We start from the raw sequence: 15,570 nt of genomic DNA on the forward strand, positions 1-15,570 counted from the left end.
AAGGAAGGAGGCATCAGCCTCCTCTGACGTCCAGCCCGAACCACACCTTCGAGCAGCCTCCTGAAACACCGCAGACGTCGAAGTCCAGCGACCAGTACTTGCTCGGGATTCCCGATGTTGAATCCCAGTCGAAGTAGTCGTCGTCGAAGACTACCGTTATCCCAACGTTGCCCATCGGGTCGTCGTCGTTGCCCCACTTTCCGGAATCCTCTTCCCAGCCGGAGTACTCCATGTAGAGGAAGGGAACCCTCGCGTCGTCGCGCTCCAGCATAGCCAAGCTAGGCTTCAAGGAGAGCTTGTTCCCGCCGATGTGCTTGTGGAAGAGCTTTGACGCTGAGCAGGGCTGGCGGTTGAAGGTTGCCCCCTCACTTGAGCTCACCGGATAGGAGTAGGCGTATCCAATGGGGACCAGAACATCAACCTCGACGTTGTGGAGCCCTTCCGTTTCGCCAAGGCTCTCGAAGCCGGAACAGGCTCGGGCGTAGTAGTAATACTCGTCGTCCCCAATCTCGGTATCCTTCGTGAAGTCCACCTCCAGGAGCTCTGCCTTGATGTTGTCGTACTTGAGGAGCTTTGGCACTTCCACCTCGTAGATGAGGTAAGTTACCCGCATGTTGCCGTCCTTCGACTCTGCAACCACGCGGTAGCCCCTCGTGAAGTCGGCCTCGTTCGGATGGAGCACGTAGACTGCGTTTCCAACCTTGTCCGGCTCGGCACCGGCCAGCCAGTTGAAGACGCTCCCCCACAGCTCGTCCCCGCTCTGGCCCGTCGCCAGCCAGTTCATCCAGGTGGCCCCTTTGTATGCGTAGTCCGCAGCGGTTCCAATCTCCCCGGTCGCCATTCCCACGGCGAAGTCCGTGAGGTAGCCGGCAGTCTTGGTGACGTATTCCCCTGGCTCGTCCCTGTCCCATCCTGCAGTCTCGAGGACTATAATCTTGTACTTCTTCGCCTCATCCATGGGCATCGCGAGGATTGGGTAGCCGTTCACGAACGGCCTGCCGAGCGAGCCGGTCATCCTCTCGTCGTGATACAAAAGTCTGCTGTTGTCCTCAGCCTCGACCCAGTGGCCGATTGGGTAGCCGAAGGTGTAGAGAGAGCTGTGGTTTATCGGGTAGGCCTTTCCCTCGGGCCAGGTCATCCCGTAGGCCCACGAAGAGAGCTGTATCTCTCCCTCTGCGTAGTCCCCGTTTTCTTTTATAAAAACGTCCTCCACAACCGCCACCAGGTAGCGGTCAACGTCCTTCTCGATGCCCATTCCCTCGCTCGCGTCAACCCAGAGGTTGCTTTTGGATGGGAAGCGTTCAATCCAGTTCGTTGCCCAGAAGCGGAACTTCCTCCACGGGACGAGGCTGTAGAAGTTCTCTATCCTGAGGCTGACCTTCTTTCCGAGCTGGGTGTCCTCAACGGTTACGTTTCCATCCCGGAAAAGGCTCCCAGACCCGTCCTTCAGCTCGTAGCTCCCATCCTTAACCTCGAGTATCCAGTCTGCTTTTCCCTCGTCGCTGCTGTCTATGAAGCCCGTGAAGGATAGCCAGTTCTCTTTCCTCAGGTAGAACTCCAAAATCAGGTCGTAACCGTTGCTCGTGGCTCTGATGCTCACCGGCTCATCCTCGATACCAAAGAAGGCGCTGGTGTAGTAGTCTATCCTGCCCTCTTTAGCCTTGATAACGAAGCTCTCCTTTGAGGGGTAGCTGAAGGTCTGGAGCTTGGAGCTCATCGGAACGGCCTCTACGCTCATGTATGTCTTCTCCGGAAAGATTGATGAGAAGTTCTCTATCGTGAAGCTCGCAGAGGAGCCTTTCAGCTCAACCTTTCCCTCCTGGAGCTTCAGAAGGCCGTTTCCGGTGATCTCGTAGAGCGTGAAGCTCCCCTCGCTTATCCCGCCGTAGAGGTGGACCTCCCAGCGCTTCCCAAACTCGTTTCCATCGCTCAACTTCACTACAGTTGGCCGGTATGTTATCTTCTTTCCGGTTACGGGGTCCATGATGAAGGGGACGTGGATATACTCCCCGAGGAGGCTCTCGTTCCTGAAGTGGAGAGTTAGAGTCACGCTTTTTCCGGGTTCTTTTGATGGCGTAACCAGGCCAACCCACTCGATAACTTCCTTTTCACTTGGAACGCTTGCCATCGAGCTCAAAGGGCCAACGTAGGTCATGTTAAGGGGGTTTATGGGGGCAAGCTGGAGAACGGGCTGGAGGGTTATGTTCAGGACTATGTCCTCCGGTAGGGAGAAGCCCGGCCCACTTCCCTCGATGGTCTTGTTGTCCTCGCATCCGAGGTCTTCGTCCATATCCCCCGCGCATATTGGCAGTCCATCTTCGTCGAACTGGACGCTCCCGTTCGACACCGGGGTCTCGGTTGTTGTTTCCGTAACCGTTCCAGTGCCGGTTGTGGTGGTTTTGGTTGTGGTTGTCGTCTCGGTGTCTGTCTCGGTTACGCCTCCCGTGGAAGTTCTCTCGCTCGTTCCGGTCTCTGAGGGTGTTCCGCTGGTCGTCTGCCCCCCTCCATTCGAGGTGGGGCCGTTGCTTATGCACCCGCCGATGATGACTAATGCAACCATCAGAATAAAAATCAGAACACCATAGGTTCTTTTCATCACGACACCTCCGCTCCAAACCAAGGCGAGAAAAGGAAATCGAATGCCTACAGCGGTTTGGATTATATCCATTTTGTTCCCATTTTATTTAAAAGTTTCCTCCTGGGTGCGTCAGTTGGCGTCGTGAACTGCAATATAAAGGCTTTCGAACGTTAAGACTTGAATAGAAAAGACTTTTATTTGAGATGGTGTTCATCTTAAATCGGTGGTGTTATGGAGCGTCTTGAGTATTCGGCGCACTTAAAGTGGGACGGCAACGTCGGCAGCATGGCGAAGGTCAGAGAGTTCGAGTTTTCCATAGACACGAACACAGACGGCCATAACGCCGGCCCAAATCCTACAGAGTATCTATTGGCGGCAATCGGGGGCTGTTTAACCGTCAACTGGGGCAGGCTGATTAGGAAGATGCGCCTCGACGTGCGGGGCTTTGAGCTGGAGGTCAGGGGCTGGCGCGGGCTTGATGAACCCCAGCTGAAAGAGATAACCTACAAGATCACCGTTTTTACAAACGAAGCTGAGAAGAAGATTATGCGCGTTAAGGAGCTGGCTGAGAAGTACGGGACGGTCTTCAACACCGTAGGTGCAGAGAAAATCAGGGGGGAGGTGAAGATAGTAAAGCCATCCCCATAAATCATTTCCCTTGCATTCCAGCGCCTTTTCGGAGCCCCTCGGTTTAATCTCTCTTCCCATGCATCTCCGCTGCAACGGTTGTTGTACTCTCCTCTTCGTATTTTCTTTTTCCCTTTTCAAATTCACCAAATATTTTTCATGTAAATCCCAATTCAATCGAACCAATGTTTATAAGTCCCTCAGATCCCCACTGTTCGGTGAGCCTAATGAAGGAAGATTATCCAAAGTTATTTGAACCGATAAACATCGGAAAGGTCCAGCTCATGAACAGGGCCGTTTTTCCACCGATATCCACGAACTTCGCCCTTGAGAACGGCCGCCTAACAGAGAGGTTCGTCAGGCACTACGAGAGGAGAGCTAGGGGAGGAGTCGGCCTCATAATCGTCGAGAACACATCGATAGACTTCCCAGAGGGCAAGCACATGCCCTTTCAGCCGAGGATAGACTCAAAGGCCGTCCTCAAGGACTGGGAGTGGCTGGCTTTTGAGGTTCACAAGTACGAGGACGTCAAGCTCTCCATAGAGCTCGCCCACGAGGGCTGGAAAAAGGACGGAGTTGACTACCTCTCCCCCGAGAAGATAGAGGAGTTGGTGGAAAAGTTCGCATACTCCGCCAGATTAGCGATGGAAGCCGGCTTCGACATGGTGGAGATACAGGGCGCTCACGGTCTTCTCGTGAACCAGTTCCTCTCACCGCTGACCAACCACCGCGACGACGAGTGGGGACAGAAGACGCGCTTCGCCAAGGTCGTCAGGAAGCGGATAGCTCAAGAATGCGGCTGGGACTTCCCGGTGACGATAAGGCTGGCAGTTGATGACTTCCTCGAAGGCGGAATAAACCTCACGATGGGAAGGGAGATAGCGCTGGAGCTGGCGAAAGCCGGCTACGACATGATACAGGCGGATATCGGTCTCGGTCCGAAGGAGAAGCGCCTTGAGCCTATGCACTACTCGCAGGCCTGGCGCGCCTATCTCGCTGAGAAGATCCGCCCGCTTCCGGTTCCGGTTGCAGCCGTTGGAATGATAAGGGAGCCCGCCGTTGCGGAGAGGGTTCTCGAAACGCAGGCCGACCTGGTGGTCCTAGGAAGGACTCTCATAGCCGACCCCGACTGGGTGAAGAAGGTCGCCGAGGGAAAGGAACATCTGATAAGGAGATGCATCGGCTGTAGCGAGTGCATCAAGGCAGTTCACGACGAGAAGGGGCCGATAAGGTGCGGAGCTAACCCGAACGTCGGAAACGAGGAGGAGATAACTCCAGCTCCCGAGAAGCGCGTAATAGCTATCATAGGCGCCGGACCGGGCGGACTTGAGGCAGCTAGGGTTGCCGCGTTGAGGGGTCACGAGGTTCACCTGTTCTACGAGACCTTCGGAGGACAGCTCGTTCTGGCGAAGGTTCCACCTGGGAAGGACAAGATAGGATGGCTCATAGAGTACTACCGCAACGTCCTGAGCGAGCTTCCGAACGTCCACCTCCACGAGGGAATGGCCACAAAGGAGGACGTCCTCGCCGTAAAGCCCGATGCGGTCGTCATAGCCACCGGGGCAAAGCCGTTCCTCCCGTGCAGTGGGGAGCGCGGGCTGATAACTCCCTTTGACAAAATCCTACGCGGGGAGGTCAAGGTCGAGAACAAGAACGTCCTCATAGGTGGCGGAGGCCTTGTCGGCGTCGAGACAGCTATCTACCTCTCCCAGTTTAACAACAGGATAAAGATAATCAAGCGCAGTCCAGCCATACTGCCAAACGTCGAGAGGATTACGCGCGGATACCTACTCCGCGAGCTTGAGGAGAAGGGAATTCCGATAATTGTCAACAGGCGCTTCGTGAGTGCGGGAGAGGGCTACGCGATAGTTGAGAACACCGAGACAGGGGAGAAAGAGATGATCGAGTGCGACGTCATAGTCGGGGCCTTCGGCATGCGCCCGTACGTTCCCTTCGTCATAGACGGAACCGACTACCACATAATAGGCGATGCGAAATCCGTCAGGAACATTGCCAGCGCCGTTCGCGAGGGCTATGAGGTCGGAAAGAGGCTCTGATGCCTTTTTCTCTTCTTAATTTAGTCATGGAAAAGTTGATTAAGTCTCACTTCGATTTTGATTCAGTGACCGAAATGCTCGGGATGGGCTGCTGTAAAAAAGCTAAGAGGGGTGTAACCCCTGAGGTGCGGGAGAAGGTCAGGGAGCTTTTAAGCAGGGCCGAACTCGTGGAGAAAGGTGGTAAAGTCGTCGTCTTCGTGGACGGGAGGAAGGTTGGGAAGCTAAAGTTCATAGCACCAGTCGAGGAACTCCAGGTTGAGAGCGTCTGGAAGAGTCCCTTTGGAACTAAAGTGGAGCTGAGCTGGAACGGGAGGTTCGTCGGCAGTTTACTGCTGAGGGAAGGTCTATGAAAGAAGAGGCGAAGAAGCTACTAAAGTTCGAGTTCCTCAGTCAGGGAGCTCTCGGCGGTGCCGAAGGGCTCGCGGAGGCGTTCTTTGAGGTGATAATCACAAGGATGGGAGCATCCCCCTTCATGATAGGCCTCCTCGGGAGCAGTGCCTACGTCTCGAACCTCTTCTCCCCACTCTGGGCAAGGAGCTCGCGGAAATTCGGAGCGAAGAAGCTCGTAATAATCTCCATGCTTCTGGCGTCGCTTTTCATATTCCTTTCCGCGTTCTCCCAGAGCGCCTTAGCGTTTCTCATTTTCGTCTTCCTTTACTACATCGCCTACGGTGTCAGGGAAGTCCTCTACCCCCTGATAGTTGAGAAGGTCTACATGGACATCCAAATCCTTGGCCATGCGGAGGCGACTTACACGATACTCTACACCATCGCCGTTGGAGTTGCTGGTTACATAATGGACGTCGAAAGCTACAAGCTCGCATTCATCCTGGCTGCGGGCCTGCTCTTCATCGCGGCCCTCTCAAGGCTCCCCTTCCCAGACGTTAGGGAGGGTGAAGAGGAGGACCTCGAGCTACCGTACAGGGATAAGCTGATTCTGGGTATGGTGGCAATGTTCATGGTAGCTGGGACAGGAATGCTGATGATGCTTCCTGCCATTCCAATCCTAGAGGTCAGGGTTCTAAACCTCTCCAACGCCGTAATCGGAATTGCAATGGCAGTAAACAGCATGACGTACGTTTTCTTTTCCGAGCTGTGGGGCAGGGTCATTGAAAAGCCGTCCCATGTAATCAGAGTCTTCCAGCTCGGTTTCATTGCCATCGGTGCCATGGCAGTGGTTTACTTTCTTAGTACCTCCGCTTGGTATGTTTACCTCGCGAGTGCCCTCTGCGCCATCGGAGGCTCGGCCGTCTCGATAGGCTGGCAGGCCTTCTCGATGGGGATCCCCGATTACAGGACGGAGGACCTCTCGGCGCTCCACCTGACGACCTGTGGGATACGGGGGCTTTACGCGCCCCTGCTTGGGAGCCTCTTTATTGAGCTCGTCGGCGTTAGATGGACTTTTATAATCGCTTCAGTCCTCGTTGTGAGCTCTCTCTTCATAGCTGAAGCCTTAATAAAGCCTCTAAGGGAGCGGTTTGAGCTCTAGACTTCTCATTTTTGTCCAAAACCTTAGGTTTATGTTTGAAAAGCTTTTTATATGAATTTAAATTCATTAGAATTGGGCGATTGCAATGTCAGTCAAGGGTACAGTCTTCATAGATTTTTCAAGATGTGTTGGGTGCAAGCTCTGCGAGATTGCTTGCTCTCTAACCCATGAAGGAGTAATCTCCCCAAACCTGTCAAGAATCCACGTACTAAACTACAACTGGTTCAACATCCCTCTTAACTGCCGCCATTGCGAGAAGGCTCCCTGTGTTGAGGTCTGCCCAACTGGAGCACTCTTCAAAGACGAAGACGGCGTAGTGATGATCAACCAAGAAAAGTGCATTGGATGTAAAATGTGTGCAATAGCCTGCCCCTTTGGAATTCCACAGTTTGATGAGGTCACTGGTGTCATGTTCAAGTGCGATCTCTGTGCAGACAGAATAGCTAAAGGAGAACTTCCAGCGTGTGTTGAAGCGTGCCCTATGGATGCCCTTATGTTCGGTGACATAAACGAGATAGTCGCTAACAAGAGAATCAAAAAGGCTGAAGACATCGGGAAATCGCTAAAGATAATTTGAGATTTGTACAACAAGGTATGGAGGAGATGTTAGAACTCTTCATGGGAGGATGCTGAAGATGTCTGGATACACTGGGGAAATACTCTTCGTTGATTTGAGTTCTGGGACTTTTAGGACAGAACCAACGGAGAAATACGCCAAGGACTTCCTTGGTGGGAGGGGAATCGCCACCAGAATCCTCTATGAAAATCCCGACGCACTGGCCTTTATGACCGGACCACTGACCTCGTTCGTGCCTTCTGGTTCAAGAATGGACGTGGTAGGGATATCTCCAGTAACGGGACTGATCGGGGGAAGCAGTACGGGTGGTGAGTTCCCCGTTGCCCTGAAGTTCGCAGGCTACGACGGAATAGTGGTAACCGGAAAGAGCGAAAAGCCCGTTTTCATAAGAATAGAAGACAGTGAAGTCTCGATAGAGAGCGCGGGGGAACTCTGGGGCCTCAACGCTTTTGAGACCATAGATACACTCACTAAAGACGACCCAGATCTTAAAGTTGCATGCATAGGCAGGGCAGGCGAAAACGGCGTGAAGTTCGCGGGGATAGCATTCTCCCACAGAAACCTCGCCTCAAGGGGTGGACTCGGTGCCGTCATGGGCGCCAAAAAACTCAAGGCCATCGTCGTTCATGGTACAAAGGCGGTCAGTCCCCACGATCCCAATGAGCTTATGTCCATCTTTGAGAAGATAAAAGAGAGCATAGTGAACAGTGGAGAGTTCCTACGCTTCAAGGACTGGCACGTGAACTTCGTCCCAACGATCCTAAAGCTGAAGATGCCCTACTTCGGGGACTATGAGAGAGAGTGGGAAAAGGCTGAAGAGGCCGCCATGAAAGCTAAAGAATGGTTTGAAAGGCACACGGTCGGTAGGGCCAGCTGCTTCTCCTGCCCGCTGAGATGCTGGGGAGTAGTGAACTACGAGGGAGAAACCCTGCCCATAAACCTCTGTCAGGGAACTTTTCCGGCCGTAACCTTCACTCTCAAAACGGAGGATCCAGAGCTCGCCTGGAGAATTTACCGGAAGTGCCAGAGCGAAGGACTGGACATGATGAGTGCAACTGCTGTTATTGCCTACGCCTCCCGTCTTGGCTTAGTGAGGCTCGGAACCGAGGAAGTCCTTGAGCTTATCGAGAAGATAGTGACCAGGCAGGATGAAGGCAACATTCTTGCCGAGGGCATTAAAAAGGCAAGCGAGCACTTCGGCGTTCCAGCAGTTTACATGAAAGGGGGAATGGAGTCCTGGAGCAGCGATGTAAGGCCCTTCGTTGGTTCTGCACTCGCAGCTGCAGTGGCGGACTCAGGAAGCGTCAACCGTGCCCTCTACGGCTTTCCCGAGTTCTACTACCACATAAAGAAGGAGCAAGCCGAGATGATGGCAACCAGGTTCGTCGGGGACGTTGAGGCAGCCTATCCGTGGAGCTACTCGGAGAGCAAAGTCCGCTTTGCAGTCCTCTGGGAGAACCTTCACATCATAGCTGACTCCCTTGGGGTCTGTGTGATAGCGCTCCTCACCACGCCGCTGAAGCTGTGGGCGGAGGCCTACGAGGCCGTGACTGGGGAGAAGATAGCTGAGGAGGAGCTCATGACAGCGGCTGAGAGGATAAGAACCCTTGAGAGGCTCTTCACCCTCAAGCACGGAGACGGAAGGGACGACCTCTCCCCAAGGCTCTTCAAGGACGAGCCGAGGTTGGATAAGGAGAAGCTGGAGGAGATGAAGCGTGTTTATTACTCCTTGCGCGGCTGGGACGAGAAAGGAGTTCCCAAGCCTGAGACGATTGAAAAACTCGGGATAAGTGGCCTGGTAGAACTTTAGCGGGAACTCTCCCGAATTCTTTATCTTTTTGCCCTAGATGAATGTTAGGAACCTCAGTTTCTGGTAGGAGCAAGTGGTGCTCTGTAGGATGACGCTGTTCTTCAATGATGCACTTGAGACCATGTTCACGCCAGTTCTTGCCGAAAGGGGAAGTGTCACTGCCCCCATACTGCGCGGTCCGATATATTATAAACATGGTTTTCTCTTTGTCAGAACATCATGTTACAACCAGAAACATGTATAAAGGCTAAGTAAACCTCCTTTCAAGTACTTTTTTGTGTATCCCCGAGCCGGTCAGGAAGAATGCCACTGCAAAGAGAGCCAGCATTGTCAAATCAAGCCAGACCGGTAAGTAGCCGCCCCCAAGGGAGTGCCTCACTGCATCCACATAGTAGGTCAGCGGCGAGACGAAGGAGAGGGCCCTTCCATAGGTCGGTAGCTTATCCAGTGGGACGAAGATGCCGCTTATGAAGAGTAGCGAGAACTTGACGAGCGAGGAGAGCATCATGACGTCGGCTGGAACGTCCGTCGGCGGGTAGGAGGACATCAGTACGGTCATTGCCGAGAAGCATGCTAGGGCAAAGAGTGTGCTTCCAAGGAAGAGGGCAAACCCCGGGTGTATCCCGAGGTAGAGCATCGTCGGTACTGAGACGGCTAGAGAAACGCCGAGCCCGAAGTAGAACGAGGCCTGAAAGTCACCCAGGAGGACCGTGGCGAGCGAGACCGGGGCGGTTATAAGCCTCTCGAAGGTTCTTCCCCTGCACTCCCAGGGTATTATAGTCGGCCCAACGGCGGTCGAGGTGAAGAAGACCGTCATTCCCATCAGCCCGGCGAAGAGGGTCTCCCCGCTCAGGTTCCTCCCGATTACAAAGGCCAGGAACAGAAAGAACGGGAAGAGCAATCCCATTATCACGACCGGCCCTTTGAGATAGAATATGAGCATGTCCTTCTTGGCTATCGCAAAGGAGCGCTTGAACTGGTCAATCGCGTTCATTCTTACCACCCACCAGCTCGACGAAAACGTCCTCGAGGGAGGGCGTCAGCGTCTTTAAGCTCACTATCCTCAGCTTATTCTCCTCCGCGTAGCGGACGATCTCCTTTATCGTTGCGTCCGGATCCTCTGTTTGAATTCTAAGCTTATCGCCCTTTCTCTCGATCTTTGACGCGCTGGAGATCCGAATTTCCGAGGGCATCGGTTCAAAGCTGGCCTCCACGAAGATGTGCTTCTTGCTCAGGGTTTTGAGCCTCTCAGGGGTGTCTATCGCTATCAGCTTTCCCCGCCTGATTATCGCCACTCTGTCACAGAGCTCGTTTACGTCGGCCATGTTGTGGCTCGTAACGAAAACAGTCTTCCCGTTCTTTCTCTCCTCCTGGATTATCTCCTTTATCATCCTAGCGCTGATGACGTCGAGCCCGCTCGTGGGTTCGTCGAGGAAGTAGAGCTCAGGATCGGCTATCATGGCCATCGCCAGACTTAAGCGCTGCCTCATGCCCTTCGAGAAGCCCCTCACCTTGGTGTCCCTCTTCTCGTAGAGGTCAAAGAGCTTGAGGAGCTCTATCGAGCGCTTCTCTATCTCCGTTTTGGGCATACCATAGAGCTCGCCCATGAGCTTTAGGTTCTGCATGGCCGTTAAGTCCACGTACGGGTTGGCAGTCTCGGGCACTATTCCCATCCTCTCCCTAGCTCTTATCTTCTCGCCCTCGTTGAGCATATCGTAGCCGAGAACCCGCACTTCGCCCGAGCTCGGCTTTAAAACCCCCGTCAGCATCCTTATGGTTGTTGTCTTTCCAGCACCATTGGGCCCGAGGAAGCCGAAGATTTCGTTCTCCTTAACTGAAAAGCTCACGCCGTCAACTGCCAGAAACGAGCCGTAGTACTTGGTAAGATTAACGGCCTCTATTGCGTTTTTCATTTTCATTCCCCTATGAAGTCTATTTCAGACATACTAAAAAAGTTGGGGTCAAATAAGAAAAGTTGAAGGGACATCACGGGGAGGGAATTCCCTCCTCGACCACCGCTCTGCACTTCCAGAGGCCGGCTATGCTCCTCCAGGCTTTCACGTAGCCGACCAGGAACGGTATCTGGACGATTGGAGTGACCGCCGGTGCTATAGCCATCAGCCCGGTTCCGGCGGCGAGTGCTATTGCCATGGCCGTTCCCTCGTTCTTTCCGACTGAGGTGAAGGTCATCGCCATGTGGTCTTTGTATGGTATGCCTATGGCCCTGTCAACGAAGGTCATGAAGAGCAGGGCGAGGGTGTAGTAGAGAACCAGCGGGACGAGGGCGAGGCCAACTATGCTCGGCTTGCTGGCTATGAGCCTGGCCTTCTCCATGAAGATGAGGAAGACGATGGTGTACATACCGAGGAGCGAGATGGCCGGGAATGCCGGCTTTATCCTGAGGAATCCCTCCGTTCCGAGCTTTTTGATTAGGTACCACCTTGTCAAAACGCCGAGTATCATTGGGGTTATGACGACTATGAGGATGGTCTTTATGAGGAGCCAGACGGATATGCTGACGTGGTAGCTTGAGGCAAAGATCTTGAGCCATCCCGGAACTGTAACTATTGCCAGCGTGAAGCTGAGGGCGACGACGATCGTTGCGAGCTCTATGTTGCCCTTCGTAAAGCCGGTGTAGGCTATGCTCATCGAGGAGCACGGAACGACAACGGCCAGGAGAAGGCCGAGGGCGAGCTGGTGGTTGATCGGGCGGAAGAGTTCGGTGAGCCATATCGCTCCGTACATGATGAGCGGCGAAATGATGAGACCCATTGTGAGGGCTATGGTGAGCTGCTTCCCGAGCTTCGCGCTGTTCTTGAGCTCGCCGAGGCGAAGGTTGATCATCATCGGGTAGATCATGCTGATGACGACGAGCATGTTGAGGGTTTTGAGAGTGCCCTTGTACTTCTCCACCTCGGCGTGAGTGCCGACGTAAAAGCCGGCTATCATAGCGAGAGTAACGTAAACCGGAAGGTATTTGTCTAGATGGTTCTTCAGCTTAAGCCAGTTCATTCCCCTTCACCTCCGCACCTGCATTTTGGTTTGAGGAGCAATACCGGCCGGAAGGTCTTCTTCACGACGCGCATGGCTGTTGAGCCGAGGAGCTCCTTGGAGAAGCCGAGCTTCCCGTGGGTCGGGAGGAGTATGAGCGAAACGTCCTCTTCTTCAGCAACCTTAACTATCTCCTCCCAGGGAACTCCGAATCTAACAACGGGCTTGACCTTCTCGGTCTTGAAAACCCTCTTGACGTCCTCCACTTTGGCTTGGAGCTTTTCCATGACCTTTTCCCTGAGCTTCTCTTCAACATCTTTCAGCTCGAGCTCCTCATTCTCGTAGAGGAGGGAGTAGCCGTTCATGAGATCCTCAATGGTTCCCTCGTCTATGACGTGGAGCAGGATAACCTCGCCCACGGGCACTTCGTTGACCTTTTCGAACCGCTTGGCGGCCTTCTCGGCCCCATCACTGAAATCAGTCGGAAACAACACTTTCCGAAACATGGATCTCACCTCATTTGGCAATTTTTTCACTCCAAATTGATTTCATCTTTAGGGTAGCCTAATCATTTAAAAGCATTGCTGGTCAAAATTGGGTAAGGTGTGGTAAAACATGGGATTGATTAGAGCTTCTCGAGAATCGCCTTAACCCTCTCTACTAAATGGACCGCGGCCAGTCCAACATCGTCTACGACCTCAACGGAAGGCTTCTTTGAGCAGGGCATTTTAATGCCTAATGCCTTCTCGAGATTGAGATGCTCGTCGTAGTGTACTCCAAGAGCTTTAGCACGCTTTTTACCGCACTCCTCGGAACAGGAGTCCACAACTACCACGTATTCCGCATTTTTCGTGTTATTTGTGGGGCCCCTAACTTCCGCGGCATCCTCACTCAACGGACAGAGGGCGACATCACTACCGAGCTCTTTAAGGGACTCCCTGGCAACCAGCTCGGAGAGAGAATCCTCACACACGATTATGCACACTTTGGGAGCCTTCATGGTCAACCACCGGCAATGTTCTCTTCTGCTCCAACCCGTATATGCCTTTTCATCATCCACGCAAAGAGCCTGACGAAGAGTATCATCAGGAGCATGTCGCTGAAGGGGCCGCCCAAGGCAGTCCCAACCGCGGCCATTGGGCCGGAACGTCCCTATTGCTATGGCCGTTGCGAGTGTCATGTTTGAGCCGGTGGATTGACATCTTTCCCGCCCTGAAGGGCGAGGCTTTCGGAAGAAAAAGTAATATTTTTCATATTTATGCCCAAAAATAAAAGGCTCAGGCGAGCCAGATGAAGCCGACAACCCTTCCGTCCTTTACTAGCTGGACTTTGGTTCCCCACTTCCCGAACCAGTAGGCACCAACTTCAACTTCCTTCGGGTCAACGTCCTCCCAGAGTTCCCCTATTATTCTCCCATCAACGACGATGGGAATGTGAACGCTCCCCCACTTTCCGATCCATCTTGCGCCCTTGCTGGCTTTTGAGAGGACTTCCTTGGCTCTGGCCTTTATCTCCTCGTAGTCCGGCTCACTCTCCATGGTGTAGCCGAATCTCCCAACCTTCCACTTCCAGCCCGGGACCCCAAACGGCATCTCAACCACCTCCGCAGGGTTTTCAAATCATCAAACAACGAAAGAGTCATGGAGCAGGGAGGGCCTTCCTCCTTCCCCTAAGCTTCTTGCCCGTTCCGTAGAGGAACGCGAGCAGGCCAGCTCCCACAGCCCCAACGCTGACCGCGTAGAGCATCTCCGGAACCCTAGCGGCGAATATCTTCGCGGTTATCTCAACGAAGGCCAGGCTGAGTATTGCGAGCATGGTGTAGCGGACGTAGAGCGGCTTTATCCTGTGCATGAGGAGTGCTCCAGTTATTCCGCCGAGGAATCCCGCGGTCGCTATTGCCACCAGGGTTCCCGTCGCTATCGGTATGCTCGGCAGGAGAACCAGGTATGTCGCAAGGGTGACGCTCGAAACGCCGAGAGCTGCTGCAGCGGTGTTCGCTGAGACCTTCTTCGGGTTTCCGAAGAGGTAGGAGAACGCTATGAGCGCTATTGGAGCCGCGTCCATGCCTATCAGTCCAGCGGTAAAGCCCTCCACCGCTCCAAGGAGGTATATCTTCCAGCCGTCGCTGCTCTCAATCCTTCCGGACGAGAGCATGCGATAGAGCGCGAAGAGCAGGAAGAGCGCAAATGCCACCAGCACGAGAACCCTCGGGATGTGGATGTTTATGTACGCTCCGAGAGGGACGAAGATAGCAGCTGGAACGAAGACTTTTGCCACCTTTCTCCATTCAATAAGGCCCCTCTTCCAGTTCAGACCGGTTGCCACCGTCAGCTCGGCCGTGTTCTGAGTGAGTCCGAGGAGCATTGCGGCGTGGACGCTCAGACCGAGGGCTATGTAGTTTGGTATGAGCACTCCAGCTGCTCCCATGCCGGCTATTGCGAAGATGCTCGCGAGGATGTAGGTCAGGATCGCAACGCCTATCATCTTTCACACCTCCAGCTTTTTCTCCACTTTGTAATATCACAAAAGTATTTATAAAGTTTTCTATAATATTGTAGCTAGACTTGTCCTAAAGCGGTAATTTTATAAGGTTTAAGGGTTAACAAATAACGGTGAGGAAGATGCCTAGGTGGATGATGGCTGAGATGGGGAACCTGAAGACGCTCATGATGCTCCTCAAGCCACTTCTGGCCGAACCGAGGAGGAGCATCATTACAATCCTGAGTGAAGGCGTTAAGGGTACCAACGAGATTTATCAAGCACTTCAGGCAAGAGGTCTAAACATGCCCCGCTCAACGCTCTACTACCACCTCTCCGCCCTTGAGGATGCGGGAATAATCGAGATGGCCGGCTACCGTGAGGAAGGGGGTGGTGCCCCGGAGAAGCTCTGGAAGCTGAAGGTCAGGAGGATCGGGATAGACCTCGTAACCGGGGAGATATTCAAGGAGTGAAGACGTGCATATGCACAAGGTTTATATTTGAAGAAACTTTCATAGAAGGTGGTGATGGCATGAGGATCGCACTTCCTGTTGATGAAAACCTCGGACTGGAAAGCCCGATGAGCGGGCACTTCGGAAGGGCTAAGTACTTTGCCTTTGTGGACGTGGAAGACAATGAGATAAAAGGAATTGAAGTCGTTCCCGTTCCCTTTGAGGAGCACGGCCCGGGTGATCTGCCGAACTTCATGAGGGAAAACGGCGCCGAGGTCGTCATCGTCTATGGAATGGGAAGAAGGGCGATGGAATACTTCAACCAGTTTGGAATAACTGTCGTAACCGGGGCCTACGGAAAAGTCGGGGATGTTGTTAAGGCGTTCATCGAGCAGGTTCTCGAAGTCGACCCGTACTGGAAGGAAAAGATAGAGCGGGAAAAGGAGAAGAGGGGCCACTGCGAACATTGAACGTTGTTGCCCTTTTGCGCTCTTAATTTTGAGCCTCTTTT

General features: G+C 53.4%; 17 protein-coding genes. 8 read left to right on the plus strand and 9 right to left on the minus strand.

Translation table 11 applies throughout. The annotated features are described in order from the left end of the window. Window positions 1-13 precede the first annotated feature (13 nt). A complete protein-coding gene (locus tag A3L09_RS03285; RefSeq protein WP_088857603.1) occupies window positions 14-2,596 on the minus strand; it encodes a hypothetical protein in 2,583 nt (860 codons plus the stop codon). 213 nt (window positions 2,597-2,809) lie between these two features. Between A3L09_RS03285 and A3L09_RS03290 the strand changes: the two genes are divergently transcribed. The 6 genes from A3L09_RS03290 (at window position 2,810) to A3L09_RS03315 (ending at window position 9,138) form a co-directional block, all read left to right on the plus strand. Then, window positions 2,810-3,226 carry an OsmC family protein gene (locus A3L09_RS03290; RefSeq protein ID WP_088857604.1) on the plus strand — a complete coding sequence of 139 codons (417 nt, stop codon included), beginning with the start codon at window positions 2,810-2,812 and terminating at the stop codon, window positions 3,224-3,226. Between the two features lie 206 nt (window positions 3,227-3,432). After that, the gene (locus A3L09_RS03295) at window positions 3,433-5,262 is read left to right on the plus strand and encodes an oxidoreductase (RefSeq protein ID WP_088857605.1); all 1,830 of its coding nucleotides are present in this window, start codon (window positions 3,433-3,435) and stop codon (window positions 5,260-5,262) included. 65 nt (window positions 5,263-5,327) lie between these two features. Next, complete coding sequence (locus A3L09_RS03300; protein WP_157727192.1) at window positions 5,328-5,612, plus strand: hypothetical protein; 285 nt, start codon at window positions 5,328-5,330, stop codon at window positions 5,610-5,612. After that, on the plus strand, window positions 5,609-6,751 hold the full coding sequence (locus A3L09_RS03305; RefSeq protein ID WP_088857607.1) for an MFS transporter: 1,143 nt from the start codon (window positions 5,609-5,611) through the stop codon (window positions 6,749-6,751). The genes A3L09_RS03300 and A3L09_RS03305 overlap by 4 nt, the downstream gene beginning before the upstream one ends. Before the next feature lie 85 nt (window positions 6,752-6,836). After that, window positions 6,837-7,328 carry a 4Fe-4S dicluster domain-containing protein gene (locus tag A3L09_RS03310; RefSeq protein WP_088857608.1) on the plus strand — a complete coding sequence of 164 codons (492 nt, stop codon included), beginning with the start codon at window positions 6,837-6,839 and terminating at the stop codon, window positions 7,326-7,328. Window positions 7,329-7,377: 49 nt separating this feature from the next. After that, window positions 7,378-9,138 carry an aldehyde ferredoxin oxidoreductase family protein gene (locus tag A3L09_RS03315; RefSeq protein ID WP_232473568.1) on the plus strand — a complete coding sequence of 587 codons (1,761 nt, stop codon included), beginning with the start codon at window positions 7,378-7,380 and terminating at the stop codon, window positions 9,136-9,138. Between the two features lie 247 nt (window positions 9,139-9,385). Here the strand turns inward: A3L09_RS03315 and A3L09_RS03320 are convergent, their stop codons facing one another. The 8 genes from A3L09_RS03320 to A3L09_RS03355 form a co-directional block, all read right to left on the minus strand. Further along, entirely contained in the window at window positions 9,386-10,132 is a 747-nt protein-coding gene (locus A3L09_RS03320; RefSeq protein WP_088857609.1) for an ABC transporter permease, read from the minus strand. Then, complete coding sequence (locus tag A3L09_RS03325; protein ID WP_232473569.1) at window positions 10,119-11,057, minus strand: ATP-binding cassette domain-containing protein; 939 nt, start codon at window positions 11,055-11,057, stop codon at window positions 10,119-10,121. The genes A3L09_RS03320 and A3L09_RS03325 overlap by 14 nt, the downstream gene beginning before the upstream one ends. 67 nt (window positions 11,058-11,124) lie before the next feature. Next, window positions 11,125-12,150 carry an arsenic resistance protein gene (locus A3L09_RS03330; protein ID WP_088857611.1) on the minus strand — a complete coding sequence of 342 codons (1,026 nt, stop codon included), beginning with the start codon at window positions 12,148-12,150 and terminating at the stop codon, window positions 11,125-11,127. Continuing rightward, complete coding sequence (locus A3L09_RS03335) at window positions 12,147-12,635, minus strand: universal stress protein (protein WP_088857612.1); 489 nt, start codon at window positions 12,633-12,635, stop codon at window positions 12,147-12,149. The genes A3L09_RS03330 and A3L09_RS03335 overlap by 4 nt, the downstream gene beginning before the upstream one ends. A 119-nt stretch (window positions 12,636-12,754) precedes the next feature. Then, window positions 12,755-13,129, minus strand: coding sequence for a putative zinc-binding protein (locus A3L09_RS03340; protein WP_088857613.1), 375 nt, complete (start codon window positions 13,127-13,129; stop codon window positions 12,755-12,757). 2 nt (window positions 13,130-13,131) lie between these two features. Beyond that, window positions 13,132-13,266 carry a hypothetical protein gene (locus tag A3L09_RS11075; protein ID WP_257789804.1) on the minus strand — a complete coding sequence of 45 codons (135 nt, stop codon included), beginning with the start codon at window positions 13,264-13,266 and terminating at the stop codon, window positions 13,132-13,134. Window positions 13,267-13,406: 140 nt separating this feature from the next. Next, complete coding sequence (locus A3L09_RS03350; RefSeq protein ID WP_088857614.1) at window positions 13,407-13,721, minus strand: hypothetical protein; 315 nt, start codon at window positions 13,719-13,721, stop codon at window positions 13,407-13,409. 46 nt (window positions 13,722-13,767) lie between these two features. Continuing rightward, window positions 13,768-14,613, minus strand: coding sequence for a sulfite exporter TauE/SafE family protein (locus A3L09_RS03355; RefSeq protein ID WP_088857615.1), 846 nt, complete (start codon window positions 14,611-14,613; stop codon window positions 13,768-13,770). Between the two features lie 137 nt (window positions 14,614-14,750). Here A3L09_RS03355 and A3L09_RS03360 point away from each other — a divergent pair, with 137 nt between their 5' ends. Both A3L09_RS03360 and A3L09_RS03365 read left to right on the plus strand, forming a co-directional pair. Then, complete coding sequence (locus A3L09_RS03360; RefSeq protein WP_088857616.1) at window positions 14,751-15,080, plus strand: winged helix-turn-helix domain-containing protein; 330 nt, start codon at window positions 14,751-14,753, stop codon at window positions 15,078-15,080. Window positions 15,081-15,139: 59 nt separating this feature from the next. Further along, the gene (locus A3L09_RS03365; protein WP_088857617.1) at window positions 15,140-15,529 is read left to right on the plus strand and encodes a NifB/NifX family molybdenum-iron cluster-binding protein; all 390 of its coding nucleotides are present in this window, start codon (window positions 15,140-15,142) and stop codon (window positions 15,527-15,529) included. Window positions 15,530-15,570: the final 41 nt, after the last annotated feature.

It is taken from the genome of Thermococcus profundus, from assembly GCF_002214585.1.
Taxonomy (GTDB): Archaea; Methanobacteriota_B; Thermococci; order Thermococcales; family Thermococcaceae; genus Thermococcus; species Thermococcus profundus.

Coding starts and splice junctions, on each gene's coding strand:
- A3L09_RS03295 (WP_088857605.1), top strand. CDS start 3,433: ATGAAGGAAGATTATCCAAAGTTATTTGAACCGATAAACATCGGAAAG.
- A3L09_RS03355 (WP_088857615.1), bottom strand. CDS start 14,613: ATGATAGGCGTTGCGATCCTGACCTACATCCTCGCGAGCATCTTCGCA.
- A3L09_RS03285 (WP_088857603.1), bottom strand. CDS start 2,596: ATGAAAAGAACCTATGGTGTTCTGATTTTTATTCTGATGGTTGCATTA.
- A3L09_RS03350 (WP_088857614.1), bottom strand. CDS start 13,721: ATGCCGTTTGGGGTCCCGGGCTGGAAGTGGAAGGTTGGGAGATTCGGC.
- A3L09_RS03365 (WP_088857617.1), top strand. CDS start 15,140: ATGAGGATCGCACTTCCTGTTGATGAAAACCTCGGACTGGAAAGCCCG.
- A3L09_RS03335 (WP_088857612.1), bottom strand. CDS start 12,635: ATGTTTCGGAAAGTGTTGTTTCCGACTGATTTCAGTGATGGGGCCGAG.
- A3L09_RS03330 (WP_088857611.1), bottom strand. CDS start 12,150: ATGAACTGGCTTAAGCTGAAGAACCATCTAGACAAATACCTTCCGGTT.
- A3L09_RS03360 (WP_088857616.1), top strand. CDS start 14,751: ATGCCTAGGTGGATGATGGCTGAGATGGGGAACCTGAAGACGCTCATG.
- A3L09_RS03315 (WP_232473568.1), top strand. CDS start 7,378: ATGCTGAAGATGTCTGGATACACTGGGGAAATACTCTTCGTTGATTTG.
- A3L09_RS03290 (WP_088857604.1), top strand. CDS start 2,810: ATGGAGCGTCTTGAGTATTCGGCGCACTTAAAGTGGGACGGCAACGTC.
- A3L09_RS03320 (WP_088857609.1), bottom strand. CDS start 10,132: ATGAACGCGATTGACCAGTTCAAGCGCTCCTTTGCGATAGCCAAGAAG.
- A3L09_RS03340 (WP_088857613.1), bottom strand. CDS start 13,129: ATGAAGGCTCCCAAAGTGTGCATAATCGTGTGTGAGGATTCTCTCTCC.
- A3L09_RS03305 (WP_088857607.1), top strand. CDS start 5,609: ATGAAAGAAGAGGCGAAGAAGCTACTAAAGTTCGAGTTCCTCAGTCAG.
- A3L09_RS11075 (WP_257789804.1), bottom strand. CDS start 13,266: ATGGCCGCGGTTGGGACTGCCTTGGGCGGCCCCTTCAGCGACATGCTC.
- A3L09_RS03325 (WP_232473569.1), bottom strand. CDS start 11,057: ATGAAAATGAAAAACGCAATAGAGGCCGTTAATCTTACCAAGTACTAC.
- A3L09_RS03310 (WP_088857608.1), top strand. CDS start 6,837: ATGTCAGTCAAGGGTACAGTCTTCATAGATTTTTCAAGATGTGTTGGG.